Annotated in this window: 16 protein-coding genes; 7 read left to right on the top strand and 9 right to left on the bottom strand. The window is 72.7% G+C overall.

Annotation, left to right across the window (positions count from 1 at the left end):
- Positions 1–143: 143 nt before the first annotated feature.
- Both ABT369_RS38180 and ABT369_RS38175 read left to right on the top strand, forming a co-directional pair.
- Complete coding sequence (locus ABT369_RS38180; protein WP_350619769.1) at positions 144–3818, top strand: family 78 glycoside hydrolase catalytic domain; 3675 nt, start codon at positions 144–146, stop codon at positions 3816–3818.
- Between the two features lie 29 nt (positions 3819–3847).
- Positions 3848–4846 carry an SMP-30/gluconolactonase/LRE family protein gene (locus ABT369_RS38175; protein WP_350619767.1) on the top strand — a complete coding sequence of 333 codons (999 nt, stop codon included), beginning with the start codon at positions 3848–3850 and terminating at the stop codon, positions 4844–4846.
- A 16-nt stretch (positions 4847–4862) separates the two neighbouring features.
- Here ABT369_RS38175 and ABT369_RS38170 read toward each other — a convergent pair whose 3' ends face one another.
- The gene (locus ABT369_RS38170; protein ID WP_350619765.1) at positions 4863–8900 is read right to left on the bottom strand and encodes a PDDEXK-like endonuclease domain-containing protein; all 4038 of its coding nucleotides are present in this window, start codon (positions 8898–8900) and stop codon (positions 4863–4865) included.
- 118 nt (positions 8901–9018) lie between these two features.
- Between ABT369_RS38170 and ABT369_RS38165 the strand changes: the two genes are divergently transcribed.
- Entirely contained in the window at positions 9019–10575 is a 1557-nt protein-coding gene (locus ABT369_RS38165) for a cellulose binding domain-containing protein (RefSeq protein WP_350619763.1), read from the top strand.
- Between the two features lie 33 nt (positions 10576–10608).
- Here the strand turns inward: ABT369_RS38165 and ABT369_RS38160 are convergent, their stop codons facing one another.
- A complete protein-coding gene (locus tag ABT369_RS38160; RefSeq protein ID WP_350619761.1) occupies positions 10609–11571 on the bottom strand; it encodes a LysR family transcriptional regulator in 963 nt (320 codons plus the stop codon).
- A gap of 104 nt (positions 11572–11675) precedes the next feature.
- Between ABT369_RS38160 and ABT369_RS38155 the strand changes: the two genes are divergently transcribed.
- Genes ABT369_RS38155 through ABT369_RS38145 form a run of 3 tightly spaced genes read left to right on the top strand, consistent with a single transcriptional unit; the run spans position 11676 to position 13514 of the window.
- A complete protein-coding gene (locus tag ABT369_RS38155; RefSeq protein WP_350619759.1) occupies positions 11676–12116 on the top strand; it encodes a DUF4396 domain-containing protein in 441 nt (146 codons plus the stop codon).
- A gap of 10 nt (positions 12117–12126) precedes the next feature.
- Positions 12127–12708 (top strand): DUF998 domain-containing protein, encoded by a 582-nt coding sequence (locus tag ABT369_RS38150; protein ID WP_350619757.1) that lies wholly within the window; start codon positions 12127–12129, stop codon positions 12706–12708.
- Between the two features lie 2 nt (positions 12709–12710).
- Complete coding sequence (locus tag ABT369_RS38145; RefSeq protein WP_350619927.1) at positions 12711–13514, top strand: SDR family NAD(P)-dependent oxidoreductase; 804 nt, start codon at positions 12711–12713, stop codon at positions 13512–13514.
- Here the strand turns inward: ABT369_RS38145 and ABT369_RS38140 are convergent.
- The 4 genes from ABT369_RS38140 to ABT369_RS38125 form a co-directional block, all read right to left on the bottom strand.
- Entirely contained in the window at positions 13503–14201 is a 699-nt protein-coding gene (locus ABT369_RS38140) for an NRDE family protein (RefSeq protein WP_350619755.1), read from the bottom strand. The genes ABT369_RS38145 and ABT369_RS38140 overlap by 12 nt on opposite strands.
- A gap of 38 nt (positions 14202–14239) precedes the next feature.
- Positions 14240–16720: a putative bifunctional diguanylate cyclase/phosphodiesterase gene (locus tag ABT369_RS38135; RefSeq protein WP_350619753.1), complete on the bottom strand. Its 2481-nt coding sequence runs from the start codon at positions 16718–16720 to the stop codon at positions 14240–14242.
- A gap of 27 nt (positions 16721–16747) precedes the next feature.
- Positions 16748–18553: a S8 family serine peptidase gene (locus ABT369_RS38130; protein ID WP_350619751.1), complete on the bottom strand. Its 1806-nt coding sequence runs from the start codon at positions 18551–18553 to the stop codon at positions 16748–16750.
- A gap of 112 nt (positions 18554–18665) precedes the next feature.
- A complete protein-coding gene (locus tag ABT369_RS38125; RefSeq protein ID WP_350619749.1) occupies positions 18666–19151 on the bottom strand; it encodes a winged helix-turn-helix transcriptional regulator in 486 nt (161 codons plus the stop codon).
- 66 nt (positions 19152–19217) lie between these two features.
- Here ABT369_RS38125 and ABT369_RS38120 point away from each other — a divergent pair, with 66 nt between their 5' ends.
- Positions 19218–19724, top strand: coding sequence for a PaaI family thioesterase (locus tag ABT369_RS38120; RefSeq protein ID WP_350619748.1), 507 nt, complete (start codon positions 19218–19220; stop codon positions 19722–19724).
- A gap of 100 nt (positions 19725–19824) precedes the next feature.
- Here the strand turns inward: ABT369_RS38120 and ABT369_RS38115 are convergent, their stop codons facing one another.
- The 3 genes from ABT369_RS38115 to ABT369_RS38105 form a co-directional block, all read right to left on the bottom strand.
- Complete coding sequence (locus ABT369_RS38115) at positions 19825–20874, bottom strand: ABC-2 transporter permease (protein ID WP_350619746.1); 1050 nt, start codon at positions 20872–20874, stop codon at positions 19825–19827.
- A gap of 112 nt (positions 20875–20986) precedes the next feature.
- Entirely contained in the window at positions 20987–22201 is a 1215-nt protein-coding gene (locus tag ABT369_RS38110) for a bifunctional glycosyltransferase family 2/GtrA family protein (protein WP_350619745.1), read from the bottom strand.
- Between the two features lie 73 nt (positions 22202–22274).
- Positions 22275–22967 carry an RluA family pseudouridine synthase gene (locus tag ABT369_RS38105; RefSeq protein ID WP_350619744.1) on the bottom strand — a complete coding sequence of 231 codons (693 nt, stop codon included), beginning with the start codon at positions 22965–22967 and terminating at the stop codon, positions 22275–22277.
- Positions 22968–22996: the final 29 nt, after the last annotated feature.

Genomic DNA, 22996 nt, shown 5'->3' with positions numbered 1-22996 from the left:
CATCGACTTTCGAAAATGTTCGGTTCCTGGTCGCCGGTTGTGCGGCGGCGGCATTGCGTATCGACGATCGTCTCATTACAGTGGGCGCACTATGTGCATATGAAACGTTTTAATGAAACGTTTCACAACCGAGGGAGCCCGCCATGCCCCTGCACAAACGAACGCGCGCGGCCGCCACCGCGCTCGTGTCGCTCGCCGCGCTGATACTCGTGGCGCCCCCGTCCCCGGCCGCCGCGGCCACACCGGTCGCCCTGTCCGGGGCGCACTGGATCTGGTACCCCGAGGGCGACCCGCACGTCAGCGTGCCCGCCGCGACCCGCTACTTCCGCAAGACCTTCACCGTCGCGGCCGGTGCCGTCAGCGACGCCCAGCTCGTCGTCACCGGTGACGACACGGTCGACGTCTGGCTCAACGGGCGGCCCCTCGCCGGCTCGCAGCGGGTCACCGACTCCTGGAAGAACGCCGTCTACGTCGACCTGCAGAGCGCGCTCACGAGCGGCACGAACACCCTGGCCATCGCCGCCCGCAACACCACCGCGGGGCCGGCCGGGGTGCTCGGGCACGTGCGCGTGGTGACCGCGGGCGGCCAGGCCGACCTGGTCACGGACGCGAGCTGGAAGACCGCGCAGAGCGCTCCGGCCGGCTGGGAGCAGCCCGGCTTCGGCGACGGCGGCTGGGCGGCCGCGACCGACCTGGGGCTCTACGGGTCCTCGCCGTGGAACTCGTCCGTCGTGCTGCCTGACCCGAACGCCGCCTCGCCGCTGAGCGTCGCGAGCGCGACGGTCGAGCACAGGGTCAACCCGCTCGGCGTCGACGCCGCGCGGCCGCTGTTCGGGTGGAGGCTGAGCGCCGCCGCGGGGCAGCAGGAGCAGGGGGCGTACCAGATCCAGGTCTCCACCACCAGCGCGAACACCGCCGACGTGTGGGACAGCGGGCGGGTCGCCTCGAGCAACCAGGTCGACGTCGCGTACGCGGGTCCGGCGCTGGCGAGCATGCGCGGGTACTTCTGGCGCGTGCGGGCCTGGGACACGCAGGGCCGCGCGGGGGCCTGGTCCGCGACCCAGTCGTTCGAGACGGCGCTGCGCAGCCCGGCCTCCGAGTGGACCGCGGACTTCGTCGGGGCGCCCGCGACCGGCGCCGACGTCTCCGGGGCCACGTGGATCTGGTACCCCGAGGGCGACCCCGCCGCCGGTGTGCCCGCCGCGACCCGGTACTTCCGCCGCACCTTCACCCTGACCGGCGCCCCGTCGAGCGCGACGCTCGTGGTGACCGGCGACGACACGGCCGACGTGTGGGTCAACGGCGTGCAGGCCAGCTCCTCGCCGCGGGTCACCGACTCGTGGAAGCGGGCGGCGACGCTCGACCTGGCCGGGCGGCTCACCAGCGGTACGAACACCATCGCCATCTCGGCGCAGAACACCACGCAGTCGCCGGCCGGCGTGCTGGCCAAGCTGACCGTCGCCGGTGGGCCGACGATCACCAGCGACGCCGCGTGGAAGTCGAGCACCACGAACCCGAGCGGCTGGAACACGACCGGCTTCAACGACTCGGCGTGGCCCGCGGCCCAGGCGATCGCGGCCTACGGAACCGGGCCGTGGGGCTCCAACGTGCTCGTGGTCAAGCCGACGCCGCTGGTGCGCAAGGGCTTCACGGTGAGCAAGGCGGTGGCGTCGGCGCGGCTGCTGACGACCGCGCTCGGCCTGCACGAGACGCGGCTCAACGGGGCCAAGGTCGGCGCCGACGTGCTCGCGCCGGGGTGGACCGACTACAACAAGCGGCTGCAGTACAAGGAGTACGACGTCACCGGGCAGATCCGCCAGGGCGCCAACGCGCTCGGGGCCTACGTCGGCAACGGCTGGTACTCCGGCAACGTCGGCTTCGCGGGCAGCCAGCTCTACGGCACCCAGCCGTGGTACTCCGCCCAGCTGGTGATCACGTTCACCGACGGCACCACGCAGACCGTCAAGACCGACGGCACCTGGAAGGTCACCACGGGCCCGATCCGATCCGACGACTTGTACGGCGGGGAGACCTACGACAACCGCATGGCCATCGCGGGCTGGGACGGCGCCGGCTTCAACGACGCCGCGTGGTCCTCGGTCGCGGTGCGCGGCGGCGCGAAGCCCAACCTCGTCGCGCAGGTCGACAACGGCGTCACCGTCCAGCAGGACTTCCGGCCGGTCGCGATCACCCAGCCACAGCCCGGCGTGTGGGTGCTCGACCTCGGGCAGAACTTCACCGGCTGGGACCGGCTGACGATGAGCGCCCCGGCCGGCACCACGGTGCAGCTGCGCCACGCCGAGGTGCTCAACCCCGACGGGACCATCTACACGGCGAACCTGCGGGGGGCGGCGGCGACGGATCGGTACACCTTCAGCGGCTCCGGCACCGAGACCTACGAGCCCCGATTCACCGTGCACGGGTACCGGTACGTCGAGCTCACCGGCCTGCCGTCCGGCTTCACCCCGACCGCGGACACGCTGACCGGCCGCGCGGCGTGGACGAGCGGCGCACAGTCCGGCACGTTCACCACGTCCAACGCGATGCTCAACCAGCTGGCGAAGAACATCCTGTGGGGCGAGCGCGACAACATGCTCTCGATCCCGACCGACTGCCCGCAGCGCGACGAGCGGCTGGGCTGGACCGGCGACATCGCGGCGTTCGTGGCCACGTCCACGTTCAACCTCGACGTGCACGGCTTCCTCGACAAGTTCGCCGACGACCTCACCGACGCGCAGCACGCCGACGGGGCGTTCACCGACGTGGCTCCGGGCGTGTCCGCGGGGGCCGGCACCGCCGGGTGGGGCGATGCCGGGGTGATCGTGCCGTACACCCTCTGGCAGCGCTACGGCGACGTGCGCGTGGTCGACGAGCACTTCGCGGCCATGGCCAAGTGGGTCGACTACCTGCGGGCCACCTCGGGCAGCGACCTGATCCGCAACGTGTCGACCTACGGCGACTGGCTCAACGTCAACGACAACACCGCCCAGGACGTCATCTCGACCGCGTTCTTCGCGTGGTCGGCGCGGCTGGTCTCGCGGATGGCCGCGGCGACCGGGCGCACCGCCGAGGCGACCTCGTACGGGCAGCTCGCCGACCAGGTCGCGGCCGCGTTCACGAACCGGTTCGTGGCGGCCGACGGCACGGTCAGCGGCAACACGCAGACCGGGTACGTCCTCGCGCTCGCCTTCGGCCTGCTGCCCACCAACCGCGTGCAGGCCGCGGCGGACAAGCTCGCCGCGAAGGTCGCCGCGACCGGCGGCCACCTCTCCGTCGGCTTCCTCGGCGTGGAGAACCTGCTGCCGGTGCTGGCGAACAACGGCCACGCCGACACCGCCTACCAGATCCTCACGCAGCCCGGCTTCCCCGGCTGGGGCTACATGATCAACAAGGGCGCGACCACGATCTGGGAGCGCTGGGACGGCATCCGCACCGACGGCTCGTTCAACGACCCGGGCATGAACTCCTTCAACCACTACGGCCTCGGCTCCGTGGGCGACTTCCTGTACCGCCAGGTCGGCGGCGTCGCCCCCGCGTCCCCCGGCTACGGCGCGCTCACGATCGCGCCCCAGCCCGGCGGCGGCCTGACCTCGGCCAAGTCGTCGTACGACACCCCGTACGGCGGTGCGGTCAGCGACTGGTCCATCTCCGGCGGCACCCTGACTCTGCGGGTGACGATCCCGGCGGGCACGACGGCGACGGTCAAGGTCCCGACGTCGAACGCGGCCTCGATCAGCGCCCCGGCCCAGGCGGTCCCGACCGCCGCGGCGACCTACTACCTCCCGTCCGGCTCCTACACCTTCACGGCCACTGCCTGACCGGCCCCCGGCGCGGGACACTCAATCGCATGAGTGTCCCGCGCCCCTTCTTCATCGACGGTGCAACGCTCCCGGCGACGACGCCGCCGAAGCTGACCGGCCCGTGGTCGCCCGCCGACACCCGCATCGACCGGGCGGTGCTCGTTCCGCTCCCGTCCGGGCACGCCCCCGAGGACGTGGCGGTCGACCCGTCCGGAGCGGTCTTCACGGGCAGCCACGAGGGCGTCGTCTGGCGGCTTCGCGACGGCGCGTTCGAGCGCCTGGCCGAGACCGGCGGGCGTCCCCTGGGCATCGAGCACGACCCGGGCGACGACTCCCTGATCGTCTGCGACGCGCACCACGGCCTGCTCCGCCTCACCCGCGACGGCGCCGTGCGGGAGCTGACCCGCTCGGCGGCCGGCACCGAGATCCTGTTCTGCAACAACGCGGCGATCGCCCGGGACGGCACCGTCTTCTTCAGCGACTCCTCGAGCCGCTTCCCGCTGGCGCACTGGCGCCGCGATCTGCTGGAGCACCGCCCGAACGGCCGCGTGCTGGCCTACGACCCGGCCGCGCGCACCACGACGGTCGTGGCCTCCGGGCTGTACTTCCCCAACGGCGTGGCCCTGACCCCGGACGACTCGGCCCTGCTCGTGTGCGAGACGGTCGCGCACCGCCTCACGCGCATCGACCTGCCCTCGGGCACCGCCACCGTGCTCACCGACCTGCCCGCCTACCCCGACAACATGTCCCCGGTCGGCGACGGCACCTTCTGGATCGCCCTGGCCAGCCCGCGCGTCGCGATCGCGGAGCGGCTGCTGCCCTACCCCCGCGTGCGCAAGGCGGTCGCGGTCCTGCCCACGTGGTTGCAGCCCCGGCCGGGCAAGCACACGATCGCGGCCCTGGTGGATGCGGACGGCACGGTGCTGCGCACGCTGCACAGCCCGGCGGGCCACTACCCGATGCTGACCGGCGTCCGCCAGTCCGGCGACCGGCTGTGGTTCGGCAGCCTGACCGAGCGCTCCCTGGCCCACGTCGACCTCGACTAGCGGCCGCCTCGGAGCGTCAGTCGGTCTCGGGTTGCTGGACGGGCAGGACGCGCGTGCGGTCCTCGTCCGGCTCGTCCGGGGCCGGTGCCGGGTCGGGCGCGGACGAGGACTCGCCGCGGGCCTCCTCCAGGGCCGCCGTCAGGGCCGCGTTGATGCGCGAGCCGCCGCGCTTGAAGCCGAGCTGCTTGCGCGCCTCCTCCACGACCTGCTCCTCGGTGCGCAGCAGCGTGTCGGACTCGATCCAGCGGATCAGGTCCACGAGGAGGGCGTGGGGGTATTCGGCGATCGGGCGGCCCGGCTCGAACTCCGGGCGGGGCGAGGACGGGCGGTCCGGCTCCGGTTCGTCGAGGTGCAGGACCACCGTCGGCTCGTTCGTGCGGCGGGCCTCCACCGCGGCCACTGCCTCGTCGTAGGCGGCCCGGGCGCGCGCGGTCTCCGCCTGCGGGTCGGCGAACCAGTCCGTCGACCAGATGCGGTGGAAGCGCCAGCCCAGGCGCTCGAGCTGCTCCTGCCGCAGCCGGTCGCGGTCGCGGGCGGTGCTCGCGGCGTGGTAGGCCTCGCCGTCCGTCTCGATGGCCAGGACCATCTCGTTCGGGTTGGTGGGATGGGCGCAGGCGAAGTCGATGGCGAAGCCGGCCACGCCGAAGCGCGGGGTCACCGGGACGCCCGCGGCCGTGAGGCGGCGCTCGACGTCGGCCTCGAAGGCGCCCAGGGCGGGGCGCTCGGCGGCGGCGGGGCTCAGCGAGGTGCCGCCGGACTCGGTGTACTCCAGGTAGGAGCGCAGCAGCCGCACCCCGTCGCTGGTCGAGCGGGCCGGGTCCATGTCGGCGGCGGTGAACGAGCTCACCAGGGTCATCCGGCGCCGGGCCCGCGTCACGGCCACGTTCAGCCGGCGTTCCCCGCCTGGGAGCAGGAGCGGGCCGAAGCGGTACAGCAGGCGCCCCTGGGCGTTCTTGCCGTAGCCGATCGACAGGATGATCGCGTCCCGCTCGTCGCCCTGGACGCGCTCGAGGTTCTTGACGAAAAAGGGCTCCGCCGCCGTCTCGGTGAAGAAGGCGTGCAGTTCGGGGCGGGCCGCCAGCACCCGGCGCAGGGCCAGGTCGATGCGCTCGGCGTGGGTGATGCCCATCGTGATGACGCCCAGCGACTCGTTCGGGCGGACCTGGGCGTGCTGCAGGATCAGCTCCACCACGCGGTCGACCTCGGCGGTCACCGAGTCGGGGGCGGACTCGTCGGCCGCGCCGGACACGTGGACGTGCGCGACGCTGCCCTCCCCCGCGACGCCCGGGAAGGTGACGAGGGAGCCCTCGTAGATGTGGGCGTTGGAGAACCCGATCAGCCGGTCGTCCTGGCTGCGGTAGTGCCAGCGCAGCAGGTACCCGGGCAGCAGGGCGCTCAGCACGTCGAGGATGGATTCGTATCCGGACGTGAGGGACAGGTCGATGGAGCCGTCCGCGTTGACCCCGAGCGGATCGGTGCCGCCGCTCTCCTCCGCGGCCGTGAAGAACGACGTCGGCGGGAGCTGGTGCTCGTCGCCGGCGACCACGACCTGCCGGCCGCGCAGCAGGGCGGGCACGGCATCGGCCGGCGTGACCTGGCTGGCCTCGTCGAACACGACCACGTCGAACAGGTCGGCCTGGGGCGGGAGCAGCTGGGAGACCACGAGCGGGCTCATCGCCCAGCAGGGCCGCAGCGCGGTGAGCATGTGCGGGGCGGCCGCGAAGAGCTGACGGATCGGCAGGTGGCGGCGCTTCAGGTTGGCCTGGTGCTCGACGAGGCGGCTCTCGTCCGGGTGCTCGTCGCGGACCTTGGTGATGTGCTCGGCCACGGCCCGCAGCACGCGGGTGGCGGTGGCGTCGATGTGGCGGTGGTCGGCGTCGCGGTATTCGGCGACGGTCCGCGCGTGCAGGGGCCCGTCGAACGCGCCCACCCGCGGGTCGGTGAAGTTCAGGTGCTGCAGGATCGAGGCGAGCCAGCAGGCGTCGAAGACCGCGGCGGCCTGGTCGGCATCGGCCCGCCGGGCCTGGAGGTCGTCCACCAGCTCGTGCAGGCCGGCCCGGGCGAACGCGTCGGCCAGCTCGTTGAGGCGGGGCACCCGGCGCAGGGTGCGCTCGTCGGCGGCCAGGGCCTGCGCGGTGCGGGCCAGGCGGTCGAGGTCCATGGTGAGCAGGGGGATGTGCACGCAGTACCGCTGCAGCTCCTGCACTTCCCGGTCGAGCGCGTCGAACGCGGCCCGGGCGCGGGGAAGCTCGTCGGGGAGGCGCGGCACGCCACCCCACTGCTCCCGCTGGCGGTGGGCCACGGCCAGGCCCTCGAAGAGCTGCTCGGCGCTCGGGGTCCCGCCGCCGCGCCAGAGCCCGGCGGCCTGCTTGCGCAGCTTGCGCCGGGCCCACCAGCCCAGGTCCGCGACCCGCAGGTATGGGCTCAGATCCGCCTGGTACACCTCCGGCCGGAAGACGCTGAGCGTGGCCGCGATCTGCTCGAGGAACGCGAACTGCGCCCGCCAGCCGGTCACGTTCGACGGGCGGGGCAGGCCGGTCTGGGCCGCGACGTATTCCAGCGCGGGCCGCGTCTCGGGCAGCGTGCGCCCGGACAGGCGCTCGGCGAGCTCGAAGGCGGCCTGGGCCTCCTGCGGGGTGTGGACCTCGGCCCCGACCCAGCCGGACTGCTGCTCGGTCAGGGCGAACCCGCCGACCGTGGCGTAGTCGCGCAGCTGCTCGCGGATGCGCCGGGCGCCCGCCTCGTCGAGGCCGGCCAGGACGGGGCCGCGCAGCCGGACGGCGGTCATCGGGGTGACGAGCGCGTTGAGCCGGATCAGCTCGGTCTGGGCCTGGAACGCCGAGATCCCCCACGGGCCCCGGATCTGGTGCATGGCCTCGTCGTGGTCGTTGAGCGCGGCCCGCCGGGCGGTCAGCGTCTCGTGCAGCACCGCCAGGTCGGGCTGGGCGATGCGGGCCGCGGAGTCGAACGCGGCCTTGAGGTCGGCGGCGACCTTTCTCCTGGAGGTCGTACCGTCGTGCACGTCCATCACCAGGTTGCCCAGGCCGCGCCGGGTCAGCCGGTCGGTCACGGCGGTGATCGCCGCGCGCTTCTCGGCCACGAACAGCACCCGCTTGCCCTGGGCGACCAGCGACGCGATGAGGTTGGCGATGGTCTGGCTCTTGCCGGTGCCGGGCGGGCCCTTGATCACGCTGTGCTGGCCGGCGAGGACGGCGTTGATCGCGTAGTTCTGCGAGGAGTCGGCGTCGAGGACCAGGAACTCGTCCTCCGGCGGGATCCAGTCCGGGTCGCGCACGGCGATGCCCGACGCCGGGCGCAGCGCGGCCTGGGCGTCGCGGTCGCCGGCGATGGCCGCGATGACGTCGTGCTCGATCAGCGCCCGGGCGCCGACCCGCAGGTCGGTGACCATCGGCAGCTTGGCGTAGGAGAAGGTGCCGAGCACGAACCGGGGCGTGACGGCGAAGCCGCGGACCCGCCCGGCGGTCTCCTTGGCGAGCCGTTCGTACAGCGGCTGGGGATCGAATCCGGAGGCGTAGCTGACCAGCTCCTCGAGCTCGTCGGCGTCGACGCGGATACCGAAGTCCTCCTCGAGCAGCTGCAGCAGCGTCGGGTTGAGCTCCAGGTCGCCCTGCAGGGTGAGGTCGAAGTCGTCCTCGGCCGCGCCGCGGGCACGCAGCTGGGCCGAGCGCAGCAGCACCGGGGCGGCCGGCGCGGCCCCGGCACCGGGGGCCGGGGTCCAGGTGGCGCTGCCGATCGCGGCGAAGCACGTCTCGATGCCCCGCTCCTCGGTGAGCTCGCGGGCCTTGTTGCGGATCGTGCGGGCCCGCTTGATCGCGGCGGCGTGGGCGTCCGGCTCCGGGAACAGCTGGCCGAGCGGCAGCGTGCGCCCGCCCAGCAGCGCCTGCTGGGCCACCGGATCGGCGCTCGTCAGGTCCAGGGTGCCCGCGCGCAGGTCGCGGTAGTACAGCAGCGTGTTGCGGCCGCCGAGGTCGATCAGCTGCGACCGCCAGCGACGGGCCGCCTCCTGAACGAGCGCGCCCCTAGCTTCCTCCACGAGCAGAGCGTATCCGTCCTGGCAAGTGATTGATCGGGACCTTTACTGTTAACAAACCTTCGCGTAATCTTCCCCGCCAAGGGCGCCCTAACCCCCTTCTACCCGAGGCAGGACCATCGTGCGGAGACTGCGAATCGGGGTGATCGCGGCCGTCCTGGCGACCGCCGCGGCCACCGTCATCTCACAAACGCCGGCGTTCGCCGCGGCCGCCACCGCGACGTTCACGAAGACCTCGACCTGGGGCACCGGCTACGAGGCGAAGTACACGATCACCAACGGCACCGGGTCGACGATCAACGGCTGGACGGTCGCGTTCGACCTGCCCTCCGGCACCTCCATCAGCTCCTCGTGGGACAGCAACCGGACCGGCTCGACCGGGCACATCGTCGTCACCAACAGCTGGAACGGCACGATCGCCCCCGGCGGCACGGCCAGCTTCGGCTTCGTGGCCGCCGGCAGCGGCGACCCGGCCAACTGCACGCTGAACGGCGCCTCCTGCTCCGGCGGCACCACGACGCCGGGCGCCCCGGGCGCGCCGGGCAACCTGCGGGTCACGGCCACGACCAACACCAGCCTCGCGCTGGCGTGGAACGCCTCGACGGGGAGCCCGACCGGGTACCGCGTCTACGAGGGCACCACGGTGAAGGCCACGGTCACCGCGACCAGCACCACGATCTCCGGCCTGACCGCGGGCTCGACGCACACGTACACGGTCAAGGCGTACAACGCCCAGGGCGAGTCCGCGGCGTCGAACAGCATCACGGCCACCACGACCGGGGGCACCACCAACCCGCCGGCCGGCGGCGCGGCGGCCCCGTACCTGTACCAGTGGGGCGACCCGCCGAACCCGCAGACCGTGCAGTCGGCGACCGGCATCAAGTGGTTCACGCTCGCGTTCGTGCTCGCCAGCGGCGGCTGCAACCCGGCGTGGGACGGCAGCCGTCCGCTCACCGGCGGCGTGGACCAGACCGTCATCAACCAGGTGCGGGCCGGCGGCGGCGACGTGATCCCGTCCTTCGGCGGCTGGTCCGGCAACAAGCTCGGCCCGAACTGCTCGACCCCGCAGGCCCTGGCCGGCGCCTACCAGACCGTGATCAACGCCTACGGCCTCAAGGCGATCGACATCGACATCGAGAACACCGACGAGTTCGAGAACGACACCGTTCGCAACCGGATCGTCGACGCGCTCAAGATCGTCAAGCAGAACAACCCGAGCCTGAAGGTCATCGTCACCTTCGGCACGGCGACGACCGGCCCCGGCTACTACGCGCAGCAGCTCATCAGCCGCGCCGCCTCGACCGGCGCCGGGATCGACGTCTTCACCATCATGCCGTTCGACTTCGGCGGCGGCGCGAACATGTACCAGAGCACGGTGAGCGCCTCCGAGGGCCTCAAGACCATGCTCAAGTCCGCCTTCGGGTGGGACGACGCGACCGCCTACAAGCACATGGGCATCTCCGGCATGAACGGCCTGTCCGACCAGCAGGAGAACACCACCCCCGCGCAGTGGCAGCAGATCCGCGACTACGCGCAGAACAACCACCTGGCCCGCCTGGCCTTCTGGTCGGTCAACCGCGACCGCGGCTGCGCCGGCGGCGGCGTGGTGTCCAACTGCTCGGGCATCGCCCAGAACACCTGGCAGTTCACGCAGATCACGGCGACCTTCACGGGCTGACGGCTCGCCGCCGCGTTCCGCGACGCAGGGGGCTCACAGCGTGAGCCCCCTGCGGTCCGGATGCCGCCCCAGCCAGTTCGTGTAGCGCTCGTTGCGCCGGACGGCATCCGCGTAGGACTCGATCGCGTACGCCCAAACCTGGCCCGCCAGATCCGCCGCGGGACCGTCGGGCAGCCAGCCCAGCATCTGCCGCCAGTGCAGCGGCGCGTCCGCGATCGGCACGGTGACCAGCCCCGCCATCGGCCGCAGCGTCGCCTGGCACAGGCCCACCGCATCCCCGGACTCGATCAGGTCGATCGCCCCGCGCACCTCGGTCTCGAAGAGCACCTTCGGGGTGAACCCGGCCCGCGCGCAGGCCGCCGCGTGGCACGCCGAGAAGCACCCGTCCCCGGGCGCGGCCACCCACTGCGCCTCGGCCAGCTCCGACAGCTCCACCTCGTCCCGCCCCGCGAGCTCGTGCCCCTCGGGCAGCAGCAGGAAGACGGGATCGGCCGCGACCACGCGCCAGGCCAGCCCCCGGTCGGTCACCGGCGGTGCGTCCCCGCACGCGCCGACGAGCACGAAGTCCAGCTTTCCGGCCAGCACGAGATCCCCCAGCTCCGACGCCGACCAGGACGCGTGCGTGGTGATCTGGGCGGCCGGGTGGTTGCTGGTGATCCGGTGCACCAGACCGCCCAGGATCGGGCCGTTGACCGCCCCGATCCGGTACCGCCCCGCCGGCTCGGCCGCGCTGGCCAGGCGCGTCGCCTCGTCCTGCAGTCCCTTCACCGCCGGCAGCAGCACCCGGGCCCGGGCCAGCACCAGCTCCCCCAGCGGCGTTGCCCGCGCGCCGCGCCGGTCCCGCTCGAACAGCGCCCCGCCCAGCGCGCGCTCGATGCGCTGCAGCTGAGCGGTGAGCGCCGGTTGGGCGAGCCCGAGCACGGACGCGGCCTTGGTCACGCTGCCGGCGTCCGCGATCGCGCATACGACCCGCAGATGCCGCAGCTCCAGTTCCATACAGAGACGGTAGGGCCGTCGCGCCCCTGGCAGAAGGCCCTAAAACATCGAGACACACCGTTTTTACTTGGCACATACCCCTGGGGGGTATACAGTCCGATGTCATGGAATCCCTGACGCGACAAGCTGTGACCGCGACGCTGCACTGCCTGACCGGCTGCGCGATCGGCGAGGTCCTGGGCATGGTCCTGGGCACGGCCCTGGGCTGGGGCAACACCGCGACGATCGTCGTGTCGATCGCCCTGGCCTTCGCCTTCGGCTACGCGCTGACCCTGCGCTCGGTCCTGTCGGCGGGCCTGACCCTGCGCGCGGCCCTGCCGGTGGTCCTGGCCGCGGACACGGCGTCGATCGCCACGATGGAGCTGGTCGACAACGGCGTGGTCCTGGCCATCCCCGGCGCCATGGACGCCGGCCTGGCCGACGTCCGGTTCTGGCTGAGCCTGCTGATCTCCCTGGTCCTGGCCTTCGCGGTGACGGTCCCGGTGAACCGCCTCCTGATCGCGCGGGGCCGCGGCCACGCGGTGGTCCACCAACATCACCATTAGTCTTGGGGCGATGATCCCCCGCTGGTCCGCAACGGCATCCGCGGCGACGGGCTGCACCGGCGCCGCGGGCCTGGCGGCCGCGGTGGCGACCTCGCCGCCGGCGACCTACGTGTCGGAGTCCGGCGTCCCGGGCGCCCCGCACGCGGGGCTGTACGCGGCGAGCATGCTGTTCCTGGCCCTGTCGCTGGCCCTGCTGGCGGTCCCGGCGCGGCGGTCCTGCTGGCTGATCGCCGCCTCCCTGGCCCTGGCCGCCCCGCTGGCCGCCGTGTCGAGCGCGGTGCACTGCAGCCCCGGCTGCCCGCTGCCGCCCTACGAGTCCCCGGCGACCCGCGACCTGGTCCACGCCGCGGCCGCGATCGCCGCGCTGCTGCTGTGCGCCCTGGCCATCCTCCTGTACTCCCTGCGACCTCCGCCGGACCGCTGGACCGGCCGGCTGGGGATCGCGGTCGCCTACCCCCCGCTGCTGCTCTCGGCGGCCGGCATCCTCTTCGCCGGCCGCTCCTTGTTCACGGGCGTGATGGAGCGGGCGGCCCTGGTCGCGGTCTCGGCGTGGGTGGTCCTGACGGCGATACGCCACTCGAAGAGGCCGTGAGCATGCCCCGGACGGTCGTGGTCACCGGGGCCAGTGCGGGCATCGGCCTGGCCGCGGCCCGCCGCTTCGCCGAGGCCGGCGACCGCCTGATCCTGCTCGGGCGCAACGAGTCCCGCCTGTCCGCGGCCGCCGCGCAGCTGCCCGGATCCGTCCCCGTGCGGGCCGACTTCGCCGACCTCGACCAGGTCCGGCGGGCCGCCGCGGAGGTCAGATCGGCCTGCGACCGGATCGACGTCCTGGTCAACAACGCCGGCGGCCTGTACCGCGGCCCACGCTCCCTGGTCGTGAACCACCTGGCGGGGTTCCTGCTGGCCCACGAGCTCGAGGACCACCTGCGCGCGGCGGGCACCTCGCGGCTGATCACCACCGCGTCGCTGGCCGAGGCCTGGGGCGTCCTCGACGTCGACGACCCGCTCCGGGCCTCCCTCGCGCACCGGGCGCGCTGGCTGGCGTACGGCTCGTCGAAGCAGGCCAACATCCTCTTCACCCGCGAGGCGGCACACCGCTGGGCACCCGGCGGCGTGCTGCCCACCGCGTTCTTCCCGGGCCTGGTGCGCAGCCGGTTCGCGTCGAGCAGCCCGCTGTTCATGCTGGGCAAGCTCGTCCCGGTGCTGTTCACCACGCCGGACCGGGCGGCCGACACGCTGCGGTGGCTGGCCGACGCTCCGGCGAGTGAACTCGTCCCCGGCGGATACTACTTCCGCCGCGAGCTCTTCCCGGCCACCCCGCGCTCGACCAGCCGGGACCGTGCGGCCCGCCTGTGGCAGTCGTCGCTCGAGGCGGCCGGCCTGCCATCAGTTCGGTAGCGGAATCTCCGACCACGCCGCCTCCGGGCCGGGGTTCGCGGTGAAGTCGTAGCGCACGCCCGGCTCACCGATCGCGACCAGCGCCGCCGAACCCGAGCCGTAGAGCAGCCCCGCCACCTCCTTGCGGACCAGCAGCGGGCGTTCGGCCGCGCCCGTGAACTCGCCGCCCGCCAGCAGGTCCAGCCAGTCTCCCCAGGCCTGCGCGGAGGGCAGGCCCGGCTTGGGGTCGGCAGCGGAGGCCGTGGCCAGCGGGGCGAACGCGTTGACGTCGATGCCCTGGTTCACGATCACGTGGTTGCCCGGTTCGAGCAGGGTGTGGGTCACCCGCACGCCGTCCCACGACGTCACCGCGATCTCCGTCGGTTCGGCTCGCACCAGGTGGAAGGCGTCGAAGGAGCGCAGCACGTCGTCCTCCGGCGGGAAGTGGGCCAGCGGCAGCGAGCCCCGGGTCGGGCGGTCGCCGGCCGGCGGGAGCGGCGGGTAGCCGTTCAGCAGGGCCGTCACGCTCGGGCGGGCCGGGTCCACGGCCAGCCAGGTGCCGCCCGCGGTGCTGTCCCGGCCGCCGAAGCGGCCCGGCCAGTGTTCGGCCGGGGGCTCCCACGGGCGGGCCAGGTACTCGTCGCGGACCGCGGCCAGGAGAACCGGCCACGTGGCGTCGGGGTCGAACCGGAGGAGCACGGTGCACATGAACCGGAACGTTATGCCAAGTGCGGGAGTAGGAGAACTCAGGCGACCCCGACGCGCGCGCTCAGCCAGTTCGCGAACTCGTCCGCGGGCAGCGGCTTGGAGATGTAGAAGCCCTGCACCAGGTTGCAGCCCTCCTGCCGCAGATGGTGCAGGGTCTCCTCGTCCTCCACGCCCTCCGCCACCACCATCAGGTCGAGGGCGTGGCCGAGCTGCACGGCCGAGCGCACCACCGCCCGATCGCGATGGTCCACGGCGATGCGCTGCACGAAGGAGCGGTCGATCTTCATCTCGTGGATGGGCAGTTCGCGGAGGCGGCCCAGGGACGAGTAGCCGGTGCCGAAGTCGTCGATGGCGAGCTTCACCCCGAGGGCGTGCAGCCGGTCGAGGATCACGAGGGCGCCGGTCGGGTCGGCCATGATGCTGCTCTCGGTGATCTCCAGCGTGAGGGCACTGGCCGGGACGCCGGCCTGGCCGAGCAGGCGGGCCACGATGTCGGGCAGGTCCGACTCCTGCAGGGAGTTCGGCGAGAGGTTCACGGCGACGTGGATGTCGTGGCCCGCGCGCCGCCACGCAGCGCACCGGCGCAGGGAGACCTCGAGCACGTGCAGGGTCAGGGGGCGGATGAGGCCGGAGTGCTCGGCGAGCGGGATGAACTCGTCGGGCGGGACGAAGCCGTGCTCGGGGTGGTGCCAGCGGGCCAGGGCCTCGGCGCCGACGACCGCGCCGGTCGCGGTGGACAGCTTGGGCTGGAAGACCACGACGAGGTCGTGGCGCTGGATGGCCTCGCGCAGGTCGGCGACCATGGCGAGCCGGCGCGGGCTGTTGCGGTCGTCGTCGCTGGTGTAGACGCGCACGCCGGTGTGGGTCGTCTTGGCCACGTACATCGCCACGTCCGCGCGCTGGATGAGCGTCTTGGCGTCGTGGCCGTGCTCGGGCGCGAGGGCGATGCCGATGCTGCAGCGCGCGTTGAGCCGCAGGTGCCCGATCGGGATCGGGTGCTCCATCGCGGCGCCGAGGTCGTCGCCGACGGCGATGGCGACCTCGCGCGTGCGGATGTTCGGCAGCAGTACCGCGAACTCGTCCCCGCCGAAGCGAGCCACCGTGCCGCGGTCGCCGAGCCGCTCCTGGAGGCGCTCGCCGACGAGCCGCAGCAGTTGGTCGCCGACGTCGTGGCCGAGGGCGTCGTTGACGTCCTTGAACCGGTCGAGGTCCATCAGGAGCACGGCGACGGGGGTGCCGGCGGAGCGCAGCCGGTCGGTGAGCGCCTGGAAGCGCTGGCGGTTGGGCAGGCCGGTGAGCGGGTCGTAGTTGGCCAGGTGCTCCTTCTGCGCGACCTCGCGGCGCAGGTCGTCGAGGAGCCGGGCCTTGGTCAGCGAGAGGCTCGCGTGGTTGGCCAGCGCCTGGAACAGCCGCACGTGCTGCTCCCCGAAGGTGGGGATGTCGGGCAGGCTGTCGGCCACGAGGAGCACGCCGGATTCGCCGTCGTTCAGCGGTACCGGCACGGCGATGCCGTCCTCGACGGACCCGATCACGCGGCTGCCCTTGGCCACGAGCACCGGCTCGCCGCCCCGGGCGGGCTGCCACCACGCGGTCTCGGGTAGGGCCTCGGCGGTGCCGATCTCGAAGATGTTCGCCCCGTGCATGCGCAGCCGCACGTGGGCGCCGCCGGCGTCGGGGATGATGAGCTCGGCCCGCTCCGCGCGCAGCTGGTCGCGGGCCTGCTCGAGCACGATCCGGGCCACGCCGCGGGTGTCGAGCGGGCCGTCGAGGGCGCGCGTGAACGCGTACAGCTCCTCCACCTGCTGGTGGCCCTGGCTCTGGTGGACGAAGGCGCGGTAGGCGCGGTACGTGACGGCGCAGACGACGGCCAGCAGCGCGATGGCGCGGGCGTCGCGCTCGATGGCGAGGGCGCTGATGAGCCCGATGCTGGTGGTGATGGCCACGAGCGGGAGGCCCCGCAGGGTGCTGGGCAGCCGGCGCCACTCGCTGGGGTCGTCGTGCAGGGCGATCACGGCGGTGACGAGGACCGCGGCGATCACGTCGGAGAGCAGCATGGCGATCAGGACGTACAGCCACTCCTGGGGCCCGCTGGGCAGCACGGGTCCGGCGAGCATGCGCAGCAGCACGGTCGCGGCGGTGGTCTGCACCCCGAGGAGCGCGATGTTGAAGCCGAGCTTGACGCCGCGCTGGCGGCGCAGGACGGACAGGCCCACGACCCCGCCGATGAGGCGCACGCACAGCAGCAGCGTCGGGTCGACCGACAGCAGCCCGAGCACCATCGGGATCTCGCTGAGGCTCATCGCGTGGCCGCCGCGGCGCACCCGGACGTGGATCGCGAAGCCCTCGGTCAGCGCGAACGCCACGAGCAGGATCGCGAGGGGCACCACATCGGGAGCGGCGGGGAGGCCGACGGTCCGGACACGCAGCGCGTGGGCCGCGACGGTCGCGACGCCCAGCCAGAGACTGAGCGTCGCGACCCGCGCATCCGGGCGACCCCAACCGCGTACTTTCGTCATCATCGCCCTGTTTGTACGGTTAGTGCGGTGTTACTGCCAGATGGAGCTGGACCAGTAGCTCCCACTCCAAGTTCGGCCGCTCCAGGTGTTTCCTGACCAAGTTCGGCCGCTCCATGTGCGCCCGTCCCACGTGGCGCCGCTCCACGTGCGCCCGCTCCAGGTCCGGCCGTCCCAGTTGGTGCCCGACCAGGTGACCGAGCTCCAGGTCTTGGCCGTCGGCAGGCCCGGGAACTGGCCGGTGCTCATCGACGTGCCGGTCCAGGCCGCGCCGTTCCACGTGCCGCCGCTCCACGCGGTGCCGGCCGTGGCGGCCTTGCCCCAGGTGGTGCCGTTCCACGCCTTGCCCATGATGTCCTTCTCGCCGGTCAGCTCGACGCCGCTCGTCGGGTCGGCCACGTGGGCGGTGCCGCGGGACGCCTCGAGCGAGCCGGCCCCGGTGGACGCCACCCAGCTCTGGGCGGCCGCGGCCGCGGACGGCGTCGGCGCGTCGATGGCCCGCTTGATGTTCAGCGCGCCCGCCCCGCTGCCGAGCTTCTCGGCCTTGGGCATGACGTCGGCGGTGCTCGTGAGCAGCTTCTTCACCTGGTCCGGGGTGAGCGACGGGCGTTGCTGCAGCAGCAGCGCGACCGCGCCGGAGGTGATGGCCGCGGCCTGGGAGCTGCCGCTGCCGCGGAAGTAGCGGCCCGTGGTGTCGCCGGGCACGAGCCCGGTCGGGTAGTTCACGTCGACGTACGAGCCGGGGTCGCGCAGGCCGACGATCGAGCGCCCGGGCGCGGTCAGGTCGACCGAGCGGGTGGCGTTGCCGCGGCTGCTGAAGTCGGCCACGACGTCGTCGGCGCGCGACTCGGTGCCCTTGGAGTCGGCGGCGCCGACCGCGATGACGTACGGGTTCACCGCGGGCATCGACAGGTTGCTGCGGGTGGTGCCGTCGTTGCCGCCGGACACGACCACGGTGATGCCCTTCTTCCAGGCCGACTCCACCGCGTGGGAGAGCGGGTCGAGCTTCTCGTCCTGGTTGGAGTCGGTGCCGAAGGATAGGTTGAGGACCTTGATGTTCAGGCCCGGGTCGTTGCGGTGCTGCACGACCCAGTCGATGCCGGCGATCACCTGGGACACGTCGGTGGCCCCGTCGGCGGCGGCGACCTTGACGCTGAGCAGCGTCGCGTTCGGGGCCATGCCGGTGAAGTTGCTCGGGTCGCTGACCGTCAGCAGGTTCGTGAGCGGGTCGCGCCCGGCGATGAGGCCGGCCATGTGGGTGCCGTGGCCGAACGTGTCGGTGTAGCGCAGGTTGGACGCCTGCGACTCGAACGACAGGTCGGGGCCGTTGATGATCCGGGTGGTGTCGTTGAGGCCCGTCACCGGCGAGACGCCGGAGTCGATGAGCGCCACGCCGACGCCCGTGCCGGCGATGTTCCGGCCGGTCGAGTCGAGCTTCTTCCATACGTCGAGGGCGCCGGTGGCGCGCACGACGCTGAACATCGAGTTGGAGTCGCCGTCGGCGCGCCATCGGGCGGCGGAGAGGGAGACCGTGCCGTCCACGGTCACCCCGCGCACGCCGGGCGCGGTCTTGAGTGCGGACAGTCGCTGACTTGGTACCTCGGCCACGAAACCGTTCACGACGGACAGCGGCCGCCCGACCTTGCCGCCGGCGCGGGAGACCGCGAGGGCGGCCGCGTCGGGATCGTCGTACTCGACGATGACGCGGATCAGGCCGGCGGCGGTGGCCGTCGGGGTGGTGGCTGCGACCGCCGGCCCGCCCGGCGCGAACGCTCCGGCCGCGATCGCGAGGATCGCGGCAGATGCGGCGCCCAGTGCGCTCCGGTATCTGCTCGGCATGCGGGCCCCTTCCATGGGTTCATGACTAGCCGTGATCCATGGTTGGGCAGCGCGTAGCGTTCCGTTGTCAACAGATCGGTCGTACTTCACGCACGGTGCGTGACACCGAGCACTAGACCTCAGCCGGCGTACGCCGGATCGCCCCCGGTCCCGGCCGCGGGACGACGTCGCGGGGAGCGACCTCGTGGTGCCCGGCCTCGCAGACGAGCGTGGCGTGCACGTGGGCGCCGCAGTCGCGATGGACGGTCTCGAGGGGCGGGCCGCCCGGGTCGGCGAGGTAGCGGTCGCCCCATTCGCGGACGGCGACGATCAGCGGGTAGAGGTCGAAGCCCTTCTCGGTGAGGCGGTATTCGTCGCGGGCCCGGGACCCGGGCTCGCGGTAGGGCACCCGGCGCAGGATCCCGTTGTCCACGAGCACGCCGAGCCGGTTGGTGAGCACCTGCCGGGGCATGCCGGTGCGCTCCCGCATGTCGTCGAAGCGGAAGATGCCGTTGAAGACCTCCCGGAGCACGACGAGCGTCCACCGCTCCCCGAGGATCGCCATCGCGCGCCCGATCGTGCAGTTCTCGACGGACCACTCGAGTGCCCTAGGTCTCATGCAGTCAGGCTAACCCGGGGCTGAGTCCTGTTGACAGACCTAGCCTCGGGCCGCGACGCTGGCTCCATGACCCAGACCGAGGGCGACCTCCGCAGCCGCACGTTCTCGTGGTCCGACCCGATGCTCAACGCGGAGCAGCTGGGCCGGCGCAGCGGGCTGGAGCTGTTGCAGGCGATGCAGCGCGGCGAGCTGCCGGCCCCGCCGATCATGCACCTGCTCGGCACCGGGCGCCTCGACGCCGAGGAGGGGCGCGTCACGGTGACGCTGGAGCCGCAGGAGTACCACTACAACCCCCTCGGCACCGTGCACGGCGGGGTGCTGGCCACCCTGCTGGACACCGCCACGGGCTGCGCGGTCCACACGACCCTGCCGGCGGGCGTGGGGTACACGACGCTCGACCTCACCACCAAGTTCCTGCGCCCGGCCTCGATCGCCTCCGGCGTGCTGACGTGCGAGGGAACGGTGCTGTCGAAGGGGCGGCGCACGGCCCTGGCCCAGGCCCAGATCACCGACGGCCGCGGCGCGCTGATCGCCCACGCCACCTCGACGTGCATGCTGTTCGACATGCCGTGATTTGCGACAAGTCGGGCGCTTCGCGCCGCGACTTATCGGACTTATACCCCGGTCGGGCATAAATGCGAAATGTCGCGGCGCGGAGCGCCCGACATTTCGGTCACGAGCGGGACGACGACACCGGGTCGCGGCGGCCGGCCGGGACCAGGCTCTGGCCGGGGGTGATCACGATCTGGCGGGGCTGGGCGATCTGGGCCACCAGCAGGGTGCCGACGAGGCCGAAGAGCGCATAGCCGCCGAGCACGATCGCCGCGCGCTGGACGCCGGCGCCGTCGAAGTACACGATGCCGCGGATCGCCTCGGTGCCGAGACCCGGCGGCAGCCACTGGCCGATCGCCCGCCAGAACGGCGGGAGCAGCGGGGCCGGGTAGGCGCCGCCCGCGCTCGGGTTGCCGAGGACCACGAAGAGCAGGACCGTCAGGCCGGTACCGACGAAGCCGAACGCCGCCTGCAGCGCCATCGTGCAGCAGCCCGCGGCGAACACCAGCAGCGCGCCGAACCACCACAGCTGCGCGAAGTGGCCGTCCAGGGCCCCGAACAGCGAGCCCGCGACGAGCGCGCCGCCGACGCCGGACACGGCCGAGTAGACCGCCAGGGACAGCAGCCGGACCAGGGCCCGGTGCGGGTTGGCGGGGCGGGCGCCCTTGCTCATGCTCACCGCGAGGGCGACCAGGTATCCGCCCACGACCCAGCCCAGCGCGAGGTAGAAGCCGGAGAGGCCGCGCGCGTCGCCGAGCAGGGCCGGGCGAGCGTCCTCGGTCGTGAAGGCGCGCTCCTGGGCGTCCTCGAGCGGCGTGATGATCTGCTCGAGCACGGTGGCCACGCTCGCGCCGGCGGCACTCGCGACGATGAGCCGATCGGTGGCGTCGGTGTTGGAGACGACGAACGCCCCGTACACCTCGCGCTGGTCGATCATCCGGCGTGCGGCGTCCTCGCTGAACGCGGGTCGCGCGTCCAGCGGCTCGCCGGGCAGCCGGTCGAGCTTGCCGACCAGGTCGTCGAGCGCCTCGGGGGGCGCGGCGACGGCCACAGGAATCCGGTGCGGGGTCGGCTCGTGGAACGCCCCGATGTAGCTGGCGATGAACGCCATCTGCAGGGCCAGGACCGCGAGGACCAGCGCACCCGCGCGCGGCGTGACGCCGTCGCGCACTTCATGAAGAAATCCCGCTTTCACCACATTTGACGGTATCGTACGGGCGACTCCGGCGTGTCAGACTTGATCACTTTTGTCGGGAAGCGCCGTGGCCGGCAGGCACGGTTCGTCAGGAAGCGCGGAAGACCCACACCCGCATCAGGATGAACCGCAGCAGCGTGGTGACCGCGTTCGCGACCAGCAGCACGGCGAGCTCGGCCGCGTGCGCGTGCCCCGGCGCGGCCATGTTCAGCGCGGCCAGCGCGGCCGCGTTGAGCGCCAGCCCGAGGGCGAAGAGCAGCAGGCCCTGGAGCTGGTGGCGGATCGCGCCCTCACTGCCGCGGATGGCGAACGTGAGCCGGCGGTTGAGCGCGGTGTTGGCGATCGCGGTGCTCAGCAGCGCCACGAAGTTGGCGGCCTGGGCCCCGAGCGCCGGGCGCAGGAGGGCGTAGAGGGCCAGGAACGCCACGGTGGAGAGCACGCCGATGCCGCCGAAGCGCAGCAGCTGCGGCAGCATCCCGGCGGGGACGCCCTCGACCAGCGGGGCCCGCCCGAGCCGGCTGCGCAGCGCGGCGACCGGCACCTTCCCGGTGACCAGCGCCCGGCCCAGCCGCACGATGCCCTTGAGGTCGGCGACGGCGGTCGCGGCGATGTCGACCCGGCTGTCGGGGTCGTTGATCCAGTCGACCGGCACCTCGTGGATGCGCAGTCCGGCGCGCTGGGCGAGCACGAGCAGCTCGGTGTCGAAGAACCAGCCGGTGTCCTCGACGAGCGGCAGGAGCTGCTCGGCGACCTCCCGGCGGATGGCCTTGAAGCCGCACTGGGCATCGGAGAAGCTGGCGCTCAGGGTGGTACGAAGGATGCGGTTGTAACTGCGGGAGATGAACTCGCGCTTGGGCCCCCGCACGACCCGCGACCCGCGCGCGAGGCGGGTGCCGATCGACACGTCGGAGTGGCCCGACAGCAGCGGCGCGACCAACGGCAGCAGCGCGTTGAGGTCGGTGCTGAGGTCGACGTCCATGTAGGCGAGCACGGGCGCGTCGGAGGCGGACCAGGCCTGCTTCAGCGCGCGGCCGCGGCCCTTCTCGGCGAGCCGGAGCACCTCGACGCCGTCCAGCTCCAGGCTGAGCGCCCGGGCGACGGCGGCCGTGGCGTCGGTGCTGGCGTTGTCGGCGACGGTGATGCGAAAGGGGTACGGGAAGCTGTCCGCCAGGTGCCGGTGCAGGCGGCGCACGCAGGGCCCGAGATCGGCCTCCTCGTTGTAGACCGGGATGACGACGTCGAGGACGGCGCCGGTGTTGCGGGCGCCCGCGCCGACCGCGCGAGGAAGCGTCACACTGCTCATGCCCCGAAGCCTCCGGTCCGCACCTTCCGGCAACGTCCGGCGAACCTGTGCCCCGGCTGTGAGTGTCCGGGCCCTACCCGCTCGTGGCCTGGGCGAACTCGTCCGGCATCGGGGCCTCCACGGTCACCCGCGCGCCGTTGTGGTCGAACGACAGGCGCCACGAGTGCAGGAAGGTGCGGCCGGCCGGGCTCTTCTCGAACAGCGGGTCACCCACGATCGGGTGACCGATCCAGGCCAGGTGCACGCGGATCTGGTGGCGGCGGCCGGTGTGCGGATACGCCTCCAGCAGCGCGCGCTGCGGGGTCTGGTCGCGCACGGTGAAGGTCGTCGTCGACGGGTACGTCGGCACGGTGTCGAACACCGCCGACGCCGGCACGCTCCAGGTGCCGTCGGTGAGCACGATGCTCTCCCGGGGCGCCGCGATCCGGACCCGGTTCTTGCGCCCGACGCTCAGCGGCAGCTCGACGCGGCCGGACGGCGGCAGGTCGCCCGGGGCCGTCACCGCCAGATACGCCTTCTCCACCGTGCGCTTGTTGAACTGCCGCGTCAGGCCCCCGTGCGCGGCCAGGTCCTTCGCGAACAGGATCACGCCCGAGGTGACCTTGTCGATGCGGTGCACCGGAAACAGCTGCTCGCCCGCGTCCGCGGCCATGCGGACCAGGTCGGACTCGTGCCGCTCGCCCATCACGGAGACGCCCACCGGCTTGTCCAGCACCAGGATCGCGTCGTCCTCCAGCAGCACGCGCTCACGAAACTCGGCCCACATCGTCCTAATCTCGCACGGAGGGAAGAGGG

Source organism: Dactylosporangium sp. NPDC000244 (assembly GCF_040300725.1).
Taxonomy (GTDB): Bacteria; Actinomycetota; Actinomycetes; order Mycobacteriales; family Micromonosporaceae; genus Dactylosporangium.
Note: the sequence above shows the minus strand (reverse complement) of the source record. Positions and strands in the feature narration are given on the sequence as shown.